Below are 13123 nucleotides of genomic sequence, written 5' to 3' on the forward strand. Positions count from 1 at the left end.
GAATTGGTATGAAGAAGTTATGCACATTAATCATGGGCGTCGGGATGTTGCTGTCCGGTTTCGCCCAGGCCGCGGATGCTCCGGCTGAAATGCCGGTGCTGCGCATCGGCGCGCGGGTGTTCACCGAGCAGACCATGCTGGCCGAACTGACGGCGCAATACCTGCGCGACAAGGGCTATCAGGTTCAGATCACCGGCGGCCTTGGCAGTAACCTGGCGCGCAGTGCTCAGGAAAGCGGCCAGCTGGATCTGCTGTGGGAGTACACCGGCGTGTCGCTGGTTGCCTACAACCATGTTGATGAGAAGCTCGACAGCGAGCAGACCTATCAGCGCGTCAAGGAGCTGGACGCCAAGAAGGGGCTGGTCTGGCTGTCCCCCTCCAAGTTCAACAACACCTACGCGCTGGCGCTGCCGGACAAGATTGCCCAGCAGTATCCGCAGGTCAACACCATGTCTGACCTGACCACGGTGCTCAAGGCCGAGGCCGACAAGGGCCACATCGTGGCGCTGGACACCGAGTTCGCCAACCGTTCCGACGGTCTGGTGGGCATGGTCAAGCATTACGGCATGAACCTGGGGCGTGAAAACACCCGTCAGATGGACGCGGGCCTGGTCTACACCGCGCTGCGCAACGGGCAGGTTTTTGCAGGGCTCGTTTACACCACCGATGGCCGCTTGAACGCGTTCAAGCTCAAGGTGCTGGCGGACGACAAGCACTACTTCCCGGACTACACCGCTGCGCCGGTGATCCGCAAGGAGTACCTGGACAAGCACCCGGAACTGGCCGATTTGCTCAAGCCGCTCGCCGCGCTGCTGGATAACCAGACCATGCGTACGCTGAACGCGCGCATCGACGTCGACCACGAAAGTCCTACCGTAGTGGCGGCTGAATTCCTGCGCGAGCATCCGATCAACCCTTCCGCCGACAGCGTGCCGGTCCCGCCGACGCCGGCGGCAAAACAGGAGGAGAAACCATGAGTTTCCTCAGCGCTTTCTCCCATCTGGACTGGAATCAGGTCATGCACCTGACCCTGCAACACATCACTCTGGTCGGCATCGCAGTGACATTGGCAATTGTCGTCGGCGTTCCACTGGGCGTGTTGATGACGCGCTTTCCGACCCTTGCCGGGCCGTTGCAAGCCAGCGCCACCGTGCTGCTGACCATTCCGTCGATTGCCTTGTTTGGTTTGCTGCTGCCGTTCTATTCGAAGTTCGGTCAGGGCCTGGGCCCGATGCCGGCAATCACCGCAGTGTTTCTCTACTCGCTGCTGCCGATCATGCGTAACACCTATCTGGCGCTGACGGGCGTTGATCCTGGTATCCGCGAAGCCGCGAAAGGCATCGGCATGACTTTCGGCCAGCGTCTGCGCATGGTTGAGCTGCCGATCGCCGTGCCGGTGATCCTCGCCGGTGTGCGCACCGCCGTGGTCATGAACATCGGTGTCATGACCATCGCCGCGACCATCGGTGCCGGTGGTCTGGGTGTACTTATTCTTGCTTCTATCAGCCGCAGCGATATGTCGATGCTGATCGTCGGCGCCGTACTGGTCAGCATTCTGGCCATCTTCGCCGACCTGCTTCTGCAATGGCTGCAACGCTCGCTGACTCCAAAAGGATTGCTCAAATGACTGTCAAAACCATGATCGAACTGCAAAACCTGTCCAAGACCTTCCAGAGCAACGGCAAGGAAGTGAAGGCCGTCGATTCCGTGAGCCTGACCGTCAATGAAGGCGAGATCTGTGTGTTCCTGGGTCCGTCGGGCTGCGGCAAAAGTACGACGCTGAAGATGATCAACCGCCTGATCATGCCGACCTCCGGCAAGGTGCTGATCAATGGCGAGGACACTACAGGCCTGGACGAAGTGACCCTGCGCCGCAACATCGGTTACGTGATTCAGCAGATCGGCCTGTTCCCCAACATGACCATCGAAGAAAACATCGTGGTCGTGCCCAAGCTCCTCGGTTGGGACAAGCAGAAATGCCACGACCGCGCCCGCGAACTGATGAGCATGATCAAGCTGGAACCCAAGCAGTATTTGCATCGCTACCCGCGCGAGTTGTCGGGTGGTCAGCAACAGCGCATCGGCGTGATTCGTGCGCTGGCCGCAGACGCGCCGCTGCTGCTGATGGACGAGCCGTTCGGTGCGGTCGACCCGATCAACCGCGAGATGATCCAGAATGAGTTTTTCGAGATGCAGCGCGCGCTGAACAAGACCGTGATCATGGTCAGCCACGACATCGACGAAGCCATCAAGCTGGGTGACAAGATTGCCATCTTCCGCGCCGGCAAGCTGCTGCAGATCGACCACCCGGACACGCTGCTGGCGCACCCGGCGGATGATTTCGTCAGCAACTTTGTGGGCCAGGACAGCACGCTCAAGCGTCTGCTGCTGGTCAAGGCCGAAGACGCGGCGGACAACGCACCGTCCGTGAGCCCGGAAACGCCCGTCGCCGATGCGCTGGAAATCATGGACGAAAACGACCGCCGCTACGTGGTCGTCACCGATGCCGAAAACAAGGCGATGGGCTACGTCCGCCGCCGCGACCTGCACCGTCAGGCCGGCACCTGTGACCAATACCTGCGCCCGTTCAACGCCACCGCCGCCTACGACGAACACCTGCGCATCCTGCTGTCGCGCATGTACGAGTTCAACCGCTCGTGGCTGCCGGTCCTGGATGCCGAAAACGTGTTCCTGGGTGAAGTGACGCAGGAGTCCATCGCGGCTTATCTGAGTTCCGGCCAGTCGCGCGGGATGAAGACCAGCATTGTCTCGCCGGCGGATTTGGTGGAGCAGGCTGCTTCGGCTTGAGGTAGCGCGAGCGCTTAGCAGGATCGCGCTAGCCCCCGATTGGGGTGTGTCAGCGATAGACGAGTCAACTGACACACTGCCTTCGCGGGCAAGCGCGCTCCTACAAGGGCGGGTGACAACTCCGACATTGGCAATCACCGGGAACATCACCCTGTCACATCGGTCGGTTACTACGGGTTGATTGAACGCGCGTGGAATTCCCGTCTGGCAAAAACGGGCAGAAACGCGACATTTTTAGTTGATCTCCGGCCCCTCAGGTCCTACAGTTCGCGCCGAACGTCCATGCTGGAAACGATCCATCCGGCTCAAGTACTGACGACGAGACAGCAAGGCCAACCGTGGTGTATCACCGGATGGCCTTTTTGCTTTCGGCCGAGCAGCCTTGGGAAGTAGGCGAACCAAAGTGGGGATACGGAGGACGTTCACGAGCCGCGCGCTCACACCCATTGTTTTTTACCGTTTGCCAACAGGAGTCCCCGCATGTCGATCCAGGTCGAAGACTATTTCGAGAAAAGCACCTTCGAGAAAATGAAGGCGTTTGCCGACAAGCAAGAAACCCCGTTCGTGGTCATCGACACCGCGATGATCAGCAAGGCCTACGACGACCTGCGTGCAGGCTTCGAATTTGCCAGCATCTACTACGCCGTGAAAGCCAACCCTGCGGTCGAGATCATCGACTTGCTAAAGGAAAAAGGTTCGAGCTTCGACATCGCCTCGATCTACGAGCTGGATAAAGTGATGGATCGCGGTGTCAGCCCGGATCGCATCAGCTACGGCAACACCATCAAGAAATCCAAGGACATCCGCTACTTCTACGAGAAGGGCGTGCGTCTGTTCTCCACCGACTCCGAAGCGGACCTGCGCAACATCGCCAAGGCCGCGCCGGGTTCGAAAGTCTACGTGCGTATCCTCACCGAAGGCTCGACCACGGCCGACTGGCCGCTGTCACGCAAATTCGGCTGCCAGACCGACATGGCGATGGACCTTTTGATCCTCGCCCGCGAACTGGGCCTGGTGCCTTACGGCATCTCGTTCCACGTCGGTTCGCAGCAGCGTGACATCAGCGTCTGGGACGCCGCGATCGCCAAAGTAAAAGTGATCTTCGAGCGTCTGAAAGAAGAAGACGGCATCGTTCTCAAGCTGATCAACATGGGTGGCGGCTTCCCGGCCAACTACATCACCCGCACCAACAGCCTGGAAACCTACGCCGAAGAAATCATTCGCTACCTGAAAGAAGACTTCGGTGATGACCTGCCGGAAATCATTCTGGAGCCGGGCCGTTCGTTGATCTCCAACGCCGGCATTCTGGTCAGCGAAGTGGTGCTGGTGTCGCGTAAATCCCGCACTGCCGTCGAGCGTTGGGTGTACACGGATGTGGGCAAGTTCTCCGGCCTGATCGAAACCATGGACGAAGCCATCAAGTTCCCGATCTGGACCGAGAAGAAAGGCGAAATGGAAGAAGTGGTCATTGCAGGCCCGACCTGCGACAGCGCCGACATCATGTACGAAAACTACAAGTACGGCCTGCCACTGAACCTGGCTATCGGTGACCGCCTGTACTGGCTGTCCACCGGTGCGTACACCACCAGTTACAGCGCTGTTGAATTCAACGGTTTCCCGCCGCTGAAATCGTTCTACGTTTAAGCGTTTGCTGTAGCAATGAGCGGCTCCCAGTAGGGTGCCGCTTTTTTTTTGCGCTTCAAATAACGAATCGAAGAATGTTGTCGAAGGTGTAATCGATCAGGCGCTGGGCCTCGCGTGCCGAGCTGGCCGCTGATTGACACGACACAGTCATGCGCCGCGCAGGTTGATTGGCCTTCAGCGTGCGGATCTCCAGGACGGTGGCGTTCAACAGGCCGGACAGCCGCGAACAATAGGCCCCCATATTCCCCGCCGAGAGGATCGCCGTGTTGTAGGCGCGACGATGCCATTCCAGGCTGCTTCTTGCCGAAGCGAGACTGCTCTCGTCGGTCACCGCGCTGTTAAGCGTTCCTGGTACGTTGCTGGACGTTCCTTTGACCAGCAGCCCTTTGCGTTCCGCGTATTCATAGGCCCTCACGTGCATGAAGTCCATGAACCGTGGAATGGTCTGCGTGGCGCATTCGATGATGCGGTCGCATTCCGCCTGTTGCCGCTTGAACGCTGCCTCGTGGCGCAGCATATCCTGCGTGAGCTGCGCAATTCGGCTGTCAAACGGATTGCTGTCCAGCAGTGCGATCATGTCGGCCAGTGTCTTTTGGGTGTCCTGATGGAGCGCGCGAATCTGCTTCGCGCTGCTGTGCCACAGCGGGCTGCCTTGCCGCGCGGTGGCGACGACCTGATCCATCGCGGGCTCTTTGTATTTACCGTATTCGGCCTCAGGCACCAAACCGAGTTTGATTTTGAAGGCTTCAATATGTTGGGGAAGCTTTTCCAGATAGCCGATGTTGAAGCCCAGATAAGCGACGTCGTCGTACTCGATGAGATGTGTTGTCATTTTTCGCCCTCCATGGCGTTACAGCGCGAACCCGATGCGTTGCCACTGCAAGGTGGCTTGGCATTTTGCGTGATCCTGAATATTCGAATTCGCTAGGTCATTGATGTCCATGATTCTTGCGGAAGTCACGGTCTGCTTCTTTGAACACCTTGAGTAAGGTGTCTGCGTCGCGTTTTATTTGAGCCCAGGGTTGGGCCACGAGGTTGAAAGCATTCAAGAGGCGACGCAGGGACAGTGCGCTGTCGATTCTTCCTGCTTCCTGAACCGAATGAGTCAGGTAGGTATGTAGGCCGTTTCACACAACAACCATGTTTTGAGTAGCGATGTCTGCATCCAGAATGACCCGTGTCAAGTCATGCCAATCACTGCGAACGCGATGAAGTGAGCCGTGAATCCTGTTTTTCTGCTCAAGCAGAATAACGCTGGCCTCCTGTTGCTGACGCAGTGCGCTTATCTGTTTGCGCACTTTATCTGCCTCGCTGCTGCGATAAAGCCCCAATGCGGGTACAGAGATACTGTCACCGGCGGACTTTTGGACCAGCGCCGTGTATTCACGCTGCTTCTCTTCAATGTCAGCACTCCGTCTATCGACGACGTCTATCAGCGCTTTAATGTCGGTTGGCAACTGACTGGTGTCGATGCTCCGTAGTTTGAGCCGTACCTCGGGCATCACTTCGGCCGACAATTCTTGAGCGAAGGCATTGAGCCGGCGCTTGAGTAACTCGGTTACATTTCGACGCTGCAGAACGAGCGATGCGACCTGCAGGATGTACTGCAGAAACTCCGCCTGATCTTCCGGATCAAGCTTTTCAGACGACTTGTCCTTGATCTCGTTATAGAGGTGTCGTACTCCGTTTGCGTACACCAGCATCTGATCGGCGAAAACCCAGAGTTCGCTGCCGACATTCATCAGATCGGTGCGAAGCGGGTTCCATTGCAACGCATGTTGATGAATACGATTGAAAGTCGTCTGGAAGTCCCGGGCTTCCAGATGCGGGCCCGCGCCGGTCTCGTAGCCAAGGTAAAAAATGACATCGTTGAGCGCCGTTGGAAGTGCGAGACCGCGGCTTTCATAACGCTTCAAATCAATCAATTGCTCTTTCGTGAGAATGAGCCCAGGCGCACGAACGGTGCCTTCTGACGTGCCCGCTGCAGCGGAAATCAACGTGCCGGGCAGCCGCTCTGCCAAGTCAAGTCTCTCATCGCGAATGGGGGCGTTATCCAGTGGTTCGGATGATTTCATGTCGTTAATCCTTTAAAGAAATGAGGTGCGCCGGAGAGCGCTGTTATGACCAGCACACTCCGGGCATGAGGCCGGGATGAACATCCTTGAACCTCCCGGCCGCAGTGTTGCGCATTATCGGGGATGAAATCAGGCCATGACCTTCAAATGTTTCGCCAGCGACAGTACGTCCGCGGCAAATTGAGCGACCCCGTCCTGATCGGCGCCATTGACGTTGCTATGGGTACTCAGGAAGGAGCGGGAAGCCGTGACGCACTTTTCGTATTCGGCAACGTACTGCGCTCGGTGGTCGTCGAAACGATGGGATTCGGTCACCAGATCTTTTTTCCACGAGACCAGACGCAGCTCTTCTTCCTTCGCAAGCGCGCGCTCGATCAGGTCATTGATCTGTTTGCGCAGCCTGTCACGAGCTTCAATCATGCCCACATAATTGATCAGGCTCTCGGCCCTTTCCAATACCTGCAAAGCCACATTAATAGCCGCCTCTACCGCCATCACTTCGGGCGTGGCCATTCCCAGTTTGGTGATTTCCTGAGCGCTCAGCGCTGTATCTTTGGCGATCTGGGTGAAGCCTTTGGCTTCGATCAGCGCCATCGCTTCCGTCAGCGCCTTGCGTTTTGCGTCCAGCGCGTTCTGACGTTCTGTGATTTCAAGTACTTCTGTCGGCAGGCGTGCCAGATCCGCTTCGAACTGAGTGATGTATTTGTCCGTGGCCGTGCGATCAATCGGGGCGGCCATGGCAGGAATCAAGCTTTTGAGTACCCGCTCTTTTTCGCTTACGTACCCTATGATGGTCTGGACCCGTTGACCAATGTCTTCGATGATGTCTCCATGGTCGGACTCAGGTGGGTTGCGTAACTCGGATTGCAGGTATCGAAGCGCATCAACCTGCCTGTTTGTTTCGCTTTCCAGTGAGTTGACGGTCTCACGCAGCTGGAAATCAGCAGTCCGCAGCGCCTGGTCCTGGCCAGAGATTCGGCTGTGCAAAGACGGGAGGTACTGTGTCTGAATGAACAACCTTTTAACTTCAATGGTTGCATCATTGGCCTTGGCTTTCGCCTGTCGAAACGCTTGCGGGTTCAGCATTGGGTATTCGATGCTGCCTGGGAATTGAGCAATAGTGTTCATTTTAAACTCCGTATTCTTCTTTGAATTCGCGGTCGGCTGCTGCAAACACGTCTTCTAATTTTTTGGCATCGACTTTGATGGTTTCCCAAGGTTTGACCACCAGGTTGAATTGGTTACGGAATCTGCGCATGGAGAGCCCATCGTGGATACCCTTGATTTCGGTGGCGGAAGCAGCGATGAATGTGTGAAGCGAGTTCCAGACGGTGATCAGGTTTTTGGTGGCGATGTCGGCATCGATCACAACCAGATCCAGGTTTTGAAAGTCCATTCGTACACGACCCAGCGACGCCAGAATCCTGTTTTTCTGGTCCATCAGCGCGATGTCCTTCTCCTGTTCATTGGAGAGCCTGTTACGTTCCTTTCGGATTTTCTCAGCCTCGACGCTGGAGTAGATCAGCATGGCCAAATTGCCGAAGACAGAGCCGACGGCTTGCATCACAAGTTCTTTGTATTCTTTGTTCTTCTCGTCGATGGCCGTTGAGCGTTCATCAATTTTTACCTGCAGCGCTTTGATTTCGCTGCCCACGGAATGGTTGTCCATGAGAGACAGTTTTTGCTTGATGCCAACGAGCACTTGCCCGTCTAATGCCTCGCCGAATGTTTTCAGGCGCTCTTTGATTCGAGTTGCTTCGATCGCCTGCTCCTTTATTTTTTCAAGTATTTGATCCAGGTAATAACCGAGATCACTGCGGTCTAGTGCTTCGATATCGGGGAATGTTATCCCCGAGTTGATTTCGAATTTGCGCAGATCTTCAAGTGTGTTGATACCGTGTTCGTCGACCAGTTCCAATGCCTTTATGCTTTTGAAAACGTCCTCCATGGCCTCGTGATAGGTTCCAACTGATTCGGCGAACACCGCCAGTTTGGTGTTGACGGTCAGCATATCCGTGCGCAATGGATTCCACAGTCTGGCGTGACCATTGACGAGTTGGAACGTCTTCTGAAAGTCCGTGGCCTCAAGGCCCTTACCAGCACCGCTTTCATAGCCCAGATAGGCGATGACGTCTTTTAGTTCGGTCGGGAGGGCCAGTCCGGCGATTTCATATTTCTTGAGACTTTTGATCTGATCTTTGGTCAAGATCAGACCGGTGTCCCGAGTATCGGTTTCAGGTGTTGCAACGGATGAACTGAAAAGTGCCTCAGGCGCCGTCGCTGCGACGGTGATAAGGTCTTGTTCTGATTGAGACATATCATTATTCCTTTAATGATGTCGCGTTACTGTTCCGGGGCTTCTTGCACTCCGGATGCAGGCGGGTAAGTTACCTGCACGAAGAAGAGAGTAAGTTGTGCTCTTGGGGAGGTCAAAGTGGAAAAGTAGTTTGAATCTGTAGGAAGATTCCAGCGGCTCACAGGTTACTACTGACTAACTCCCTGAAACCAGCACGTTCGAAGCGTTGCGAGGGTTTCATTGGGCTGTATTAGAAAGCAGAACTTACAATTGCCCATTAAAGAGCGTTCAAGAGGTCACGATAGGTCGCAGCGTCCGTTTCGTCCCCAAGGTGTGCCGCTTTGGCATGGTAATCCAGCGCCAACCTGTGAATTTCCGGGTGGACTGCGTGCAAGAGGACCTGGCGAGTGACACGCAGGAATTTAAGATTGCCAATGCTCAACGCGGTTTGGAGCCATTTGACGGCCTCCTGGATACGACCTTGTTCTGCCAAGACTGCGGCGTAACTGAACTGCCCGCGAAAGTCTCCGCCTTCGGCCGAACGCTGGTACCAGTCGTAAGCGCCAGCCAGATCCTGATCGCAGCAAAGACCCTCTTCCAGATAACGCCCCACCAGGTTCATCGACTTGGCATGGCCCAGTTCTGCCGCCTTGCGATAGCACGCCAGCGCGCGAGCCTGGTCTTTATTGACGCCACGGCCGGTCGCCAGAAGATTGCCGTAGTTATAAAAGCCCCAATCCAGACCATCCTCGGCGGCGAGGCGATAATGCTTGGCAGCCTTTGCGGCATCCGGCTCACAGCCCCACCCATGCTCATGGCAACGGCCTGCCATGTTCTGCGCCATGGCGTGCCCGCGACGGGCCGCAATCTGAAACCAGACCAGCGCCAGCGCCGGATCGCATTCGATGCCGCTACCGTCGAGCAATATCTGTCCGAGCAGCGCCTGGGCGTCGACGATATTGGCCTGCGCCGCAATCAGAATCGCCCGTGCGGCACTGGCCGGGCTGTCTTCAAGCATGGCGCGCAACTGGTCGCCATCGAGCACCTCTTCACGTCGCAGATTCCAGGTCATGACTCAGACCTCGACCCACTGCCGCAGCAGGTTGTGATAGGTGCCGGTCAGCTGAAGCAGCGAGGGGTGATCAGGCACATCGCGGCCGAGTTGCTGGATGGCCGCGTCCATTTCGAACAGCAGCGTGCGGTGGCCATCGTCACGCACCAGGCTCTGGGTCCAGAAGAACGAGGCGTACCGCGCGCCCCGTGTCACGGGGTTGACCTTGTGCACGCTGCTGGCCGGATACAGCAGCATGTCACCCGCCGGCAGCTTGACCTGACGTGTGCCGAAGGTGTCCTGGATCATCAGTTCGCCACCGTCGTAATCCTCTGGATCGCTGAAGAACAGCGTCGATGACAGATCGGTGCGCACACGCTCGGCGCTGCCCTTGGCCTGACGGACGGCGTTGTCGATGTGGAAGTCGAAACTTCCCCCGCCGGTGTAGCAATTCACCAAGGGCGGGAAGACTTTGTGGGGCAGGGCGGCGGACATGAACAGCGGGTTCTGCCACAAGCGTTCGAGCATCGCCGCGCCAATCTCCACGGCAAGCGGATGGCCTTCCGGCAATTGGAGGTTGTGCTTGGCTTTCGCCGACTGGTGCCCGGCGGTGATCTTACCGTCAGCCCATTCAGTTTCTTCCAGCGCCTGACGGATGCGTCGCACCTCCTCGGGTGAAAACAGACCGGGGATATGTAGGAGCATGAATCGCGACCTGCGAGAAGAATGAGGCGGCGGATGATAGTGATTCTTATTGATCGTGTAAAACACCACCCGCGCGCGTGAATGGGTGGATGTGAAAATTGAGTAATGGGAAAGTGTAAAGAATGTAAGTTTTCTGCGAATGCGAAACAGTCTCAACTATATTCCGCCGCCTTATTGTTTCCTTGGGGAAGGAAAATGTCGCGCCAAGCACAACCGGTTACCGCCCATTCACAGCGCTCCATCGTCGGCGCAGTCAGCGTCGCCCTTGCCGCGATGTCAGCCGCCCATGTGGCGCAGGCTGCGGAACCTGCATCGGATGCTCTGAATCTGGGGGCCACCAACATTGACGGAGAGCGGGCCGACACGGCTTACAAGACCGAAGAGTCTGCCTCGAAAAAGTACACCGCGCCCCTGCGCGAGACGCCGAAGAGCGTTACCGTGATCCCGCAGCAAGTCATCCGTGACACCGCCGCGACGAGCCTGGCGGACGCGTTGCGCACCACCCCCGGCATTACCTTTGGCGCGGGCGAGGGCGGTAACCCGAATGCGGATCGCCCGATCATTCGCGGCTTCAACGCAGAGAGCGACGTGTTCATCGACGGCATGCGCGACGTGGCGGCGCAGAGCCGGGAGATTTTCAACGTCGAATCGGTCGAGGTCAGCAAGGGCCCGGGTTCGGCGTTCACCGGCGCAGGCTCCACGGGTGGTAGCTTGAACCTCGTCACCAAAGGCGCCCATCTGGGCGATGACTTCAACGGCGGCTACACCTTCGGTTCGGACCAGACCCAGCGCTACACCCTCGACGTCAATAAGCAGATGACCGACACCTCGGCGTTCCGCCTGAACCTGATGAAGCATGATTCCAATGTCGCTGGCCGCAACGATGTCGACAACAGCCGCTGGGGCGTTGCGCCTTCGTTCGCATTCGGTCTGGGCACCGACACGCGGCTCAAAGTCGATTACTACCATTTGTCCACGGACGACATGCCCGACTATGGCATCCCGCTGACCAGCACCCCCGGTCGCAGCAAGTACGTGGTCGACAAGCCGGCCCACGTCAACGAAAACAACTTTTACGGCCTGACCGACCGTGACTACCGCAAGAGCGTCAACGACAGCGGCACGATCCGCCTCGAACACGACCTCAACGATAACCTGACGATCTCCAACAGCTTCCGCATGTCACGCTCGACGCTGGACTACATCGTCACCAACCCGGACGACAGCCGCGGCAACGTCGCCAGGGGCCTGGTCTCGCGCTCGGCGAAGAGCCGCAATTCCACCTCCAGCGGCTTCGTCAACCAGACCGACCTGCAGGCGAAATTCGATACCGGTTTCGTTCAGCACAGCCTGGTGACGGGTCTCGAGTTTTCCTATCAGGACACCCACAACCGCGGCTACAACGTGCTCAGCGCCAGCGGCGGGACCATCGGATCGACCTGTAATGCAGCGCTGCTGGCGTCGGGTGACTGCACCAGCCTGTCCAACCCCTCGCCGAAAGACGACTGGAACGGCACCATCACCGACAGCCTGGCGTACACCGATACCGACACCAAGACCAGTGCGGCGTATGTGTTCGACACGCTGAAATTCAACGAGCAGTGGTCGTTGAACCTGGGCCTGCGTTATGACGATTACGATGTGCGTTCCAGCGGTTACAGCACCGGCGGCCGGGGATCGGTCGCGGGCAGCTTCAAGCGTGAGAACACCAGTCAGCTGTGGAACTACCAGGTCGGCGTGACCTACAAGCCGCTGCCGAACGGCAGCATCTACGCGGCGTGGTCGACGTCCAGCAACCCGTCGGGTGAAACCAGCGGCAATGGCGGTCTGGAAATCGCGGCGAACAACGCCAACCTCGATCCGGAGAAGAACCGCAACTATGAACTGGGCACCAAGTGGGACTTCTTCGACGACAACCTGTCGCTGACGGCTGCGCTGTTCCGCACCGAGAAGACCAACGCACGGGTGACCGATCCTGACAACGCGACGTTCCAGGTGCTGGACGGCGAGCAGCGTGTCGATGGCCTGGAGCTGACCTACAGAGGCAACATCACCGGCAAATGGAAAGTCTACGGCGGCTACACCTACATGGAGAGCGAGATCGTCAGCGCGACCAGCAAGGCGGACGAGGGCAATCACATGCCGAACACGCCGCGTAACAGCTTCAACTTCTGGTCGACCTACGAACTGATGCCGAAGCTGACCGTGGGCGGCGGCGCGACCTTCGTCGACTCGCGTTTCGGCAACGAAGCCAACTCGGTGGAAGTGCCGTCCTACTGGCGCTACGACGCCATGGCCACGTACGCGCTGACCAAGAACGTCGACCTGCAGTTGAACGTGCAGAACCTGACCGACAAGCGTTACTACGACCAAGTCTTCACCACCCACTACGCGCACATGGCCGCCGGGCGCACCGCGCTGATGAGTGCCAGCTTCCATTTCTGATCCTGTCACTCCCACAAGTCCGGCGAACGATCCGAAATATCGAGTCAGCCCGCTATCTTGTGGGAGCGAGCTTGCTCGCGAAGGCCTGAGTTCAGTCGC

At 57.5% G+C, this 13123-nt stretch carries 11 protein-coding genes; 5 read left to right on the plus strand and 6 right to left on the minus strand.

Annotation, left to right across the window (positions count from 1 at the left end; genetic code table 11):
* Positions 1-8 precede the first annotated feature (8 nt).
* From ACYAR8_RS20010 to ACYAR8_RS20025, 4 genes are all read left to right on the plus strand, one after another.
* Complete coding sequence (locus tag ACYAR8_RS20010) at positions 9-977, plus strand: glycine betaine ABC transporter substrate-binding protein (RefSeq protein WP_083398737.1); 969 nt, start codon at positions 9-11, stop codon at positions 975-977.
* Positions 974-1627: an ABC transporter permease gene (locus ACYAR8_RS20015; protein WP_108120811.1), complete on the plus strand. Its 654-nt coding sequence runs from the start codon at positions 974-976 to the stop codon at positions 1625-1627. The genes ACYAR8_RS20010 and ACYAR8_RS20015 overlap by 4 nt, the downstream gene beginning before the upstream one ends.
* An 11-nt stretch (positions 1628-1638) precedes the next feature.
* A complete protein-coding gene (locus tag ACYAR8_RS20020) occupies positions 1639-2808 on the plus strand; it encodes an osmoprotectant ABC transporter ATP-binding protein OsmV (protein WP_463580948.1) in 1170 nt (389 codons plus the stop codon).
* Positions 2809-3288: 480 nt separating this feature from the next.
* Positions 3289-4452: a type III PLP-dependent enzyme gene (locus ACYAR8_RS20025; RefSeq protein WP_108120815.1), complete on the plus strand. Its 1164-nt coding sequence runs from the start codon at positions 3289-3291 to the stop codon at positions 4450-4452.
* Positions 4453-4507: 55 nt separating this feature from the next.
* Here ACYAR8_RS20025 and ACYAR8_RS20030 read toward each other — a convergent pair whose 3' ends face one another.
* The 6 genes from ACYAR8_RS20030 to ACYAR8_RS20055 form a co-directional block, all read right to left on the minus strand.
* Positions 4508-5284, minus strand: a complete 777-nt coding sequence (locus tag ACYAR8_RS20030; protein WP_265387088.1) for a hypothetical protein — start codon at positions 5282-5284, stop codon at positions 4508-4510.
* Positions 5285-5579: 295 nt separating this feature from the next.
* Positions 5580-6527, minus strand: a complete 948-nt coding sequence (locus ACYAR8_RS20035) for an alpha-xenorhabdolysin family binary toxin subunit A (protein WP_463580852.1) — start codon at positions 6525-6527, stop codon at positions 5580-5582.
* 129 nt (positions 6528-6656) lie between these two features.
* On the minus strand, positions 6657-7655 hold the full coding sequence (locus ACYAR8_RS20040; RefSeq protein WP_074886569.1) for an alpha-xenorhabdolysin family binary toxin subunit B: 999 nt from the start codon (positions 7653-7655) through the stop codon (positions 6657-6659).
* A 1-nt stretch (position 7656) separates the two neighbouring features.
* Complete coding sequence (locus tag ACYAR8_RS20045; RefSeq protein ID WP_463580853.1) at positions 7657-8844, minus strand: alpha-xenorhabdolysin family binary toxin subunit A; 1188 nt, start codon at positions 8842-8844, stop codon at positions 7657-7659.
* Positions 8845-9100: 256 nt separating this feature from the next.
* The gene (locus ACYAR8_RS20050) at positions 9101-9895 is read right to left on the minus strand and encodes a tetratricopeptide repeat protein (protein ID WP_463580854.1); all 795 of its coding nucleotides are present in this window, start codon (positions 9893-9895) and stop codon (positions 9101-9103) included.
* Between the two features lie 3 nt (positions 9896-9898).
* Complete coding sequence (locus ACYAR8_RS20055) at positions 9899-10579, minus strand: Fe2+-dependent dioxygenase (RefSeq protein WP_463580855.1); 681 nt, start codon at positions 10577-10579, stop codon at positions 9899-9901.
* Between the two features lie 195 nt (positions 10580-10774).
* On the opposite strand from ACYAR8_RS20055, the gene ACYAR8_RS20060 reads away from it, so the two are divergent.
* Positions 10775-13024 carry a TonB-dependent receptor gene (locus tag ACYAR8_RS20060; protein ID WP_463580856.1) on the plus strand — a complete coding sequence of 750 codons (2250 nt, stop codon included), beginning with the start codon at positions 10775-10777 and terminating at the stop codon, positions 13022-13024.
* Positions 13025-13123: the final 99 nt, after the last annotated feature.

The sequence above is a fragment of the Pseudomonas sp. HP_01 genome, from assembly GCF_055284355.1.

Coding starts and splice junctions, on each gene's coding strand:
- ACYAR8_RS20025 (WP_108120815.1), top strand. CDS start 3,289: ATGTCGATCCAGGTCGAAGACTATTTCGAGAAAAGCACCTTCGAGAAA.
- ACYAR8_RS20055 (WP_463580855.1), bottom strand. CDS start 10,579: ATGCTCCTACATATCCCCGGTCTGTTTTCACCCGAGGAGGTGCGACGC.
- ACYAR8_RS20040 (WP_074886569.1), bottom strand. CDS start 7,655: ATGAACACTATTGCTCAATTCCCAGGCAGCATCGAATACCCAATGCTG.
- ACYAR8_RS20010 (WP_083398737.1), top strand. CDS start 9: ATGAAGAAGTTATGCACATTAATCATGGGCGTCGGGATGTTGCTGTCC.
- ACYAR8_RS20035 (WP_463580852.1), bottom strand. CDS start 6,527: ATGAAATCATCCGAACCACTGGATAACGCCCCCATTCGCGATGAGAGA.
- ACYAR8_RS20060 (WP_463580856.1), top strand. CDS start 10,775: ATGTCGCGCCAAGCACAACCGGTTACCGCCCATTCACAGCGCTCCATC.
- ACYAR8_RS20045 (WP_463580853.1), bottom strand. CDS start 8,844: ATGTCTCAATCAGAACAAGACCTTATCACCGTCGCAGCGACGGCGCCT.
- ACYAR8_RS20015 (WP_108120811.1), top strand. CDS start 974: ATGAGTTTCCTCAGCGCTTTCTCCCATCTGGACTGGAATCAGGTCATG.
- ACYAR8_RS20050 (WP_463580854.1), bottom strand. CDS start 9,895: ATGACCTGGAATCTGCGACGTGAAGAGGTGCTCGATGGCGACCAGTTG.
- ACYAR8_RS20030 (WP_265387088.1), bottom strand. CDS start 5,284: ATGACAACACATCTCATCGAGTACGACGACGTCGCTTATCTGGGCTTC.
- ACYAR8_RS20020 (WP_463580948.1), top strand. CDS start 1,639: ATGATCGAACTGCAAAACCTGTCCAAGACCTTCCAGAGCAACGGCAAG.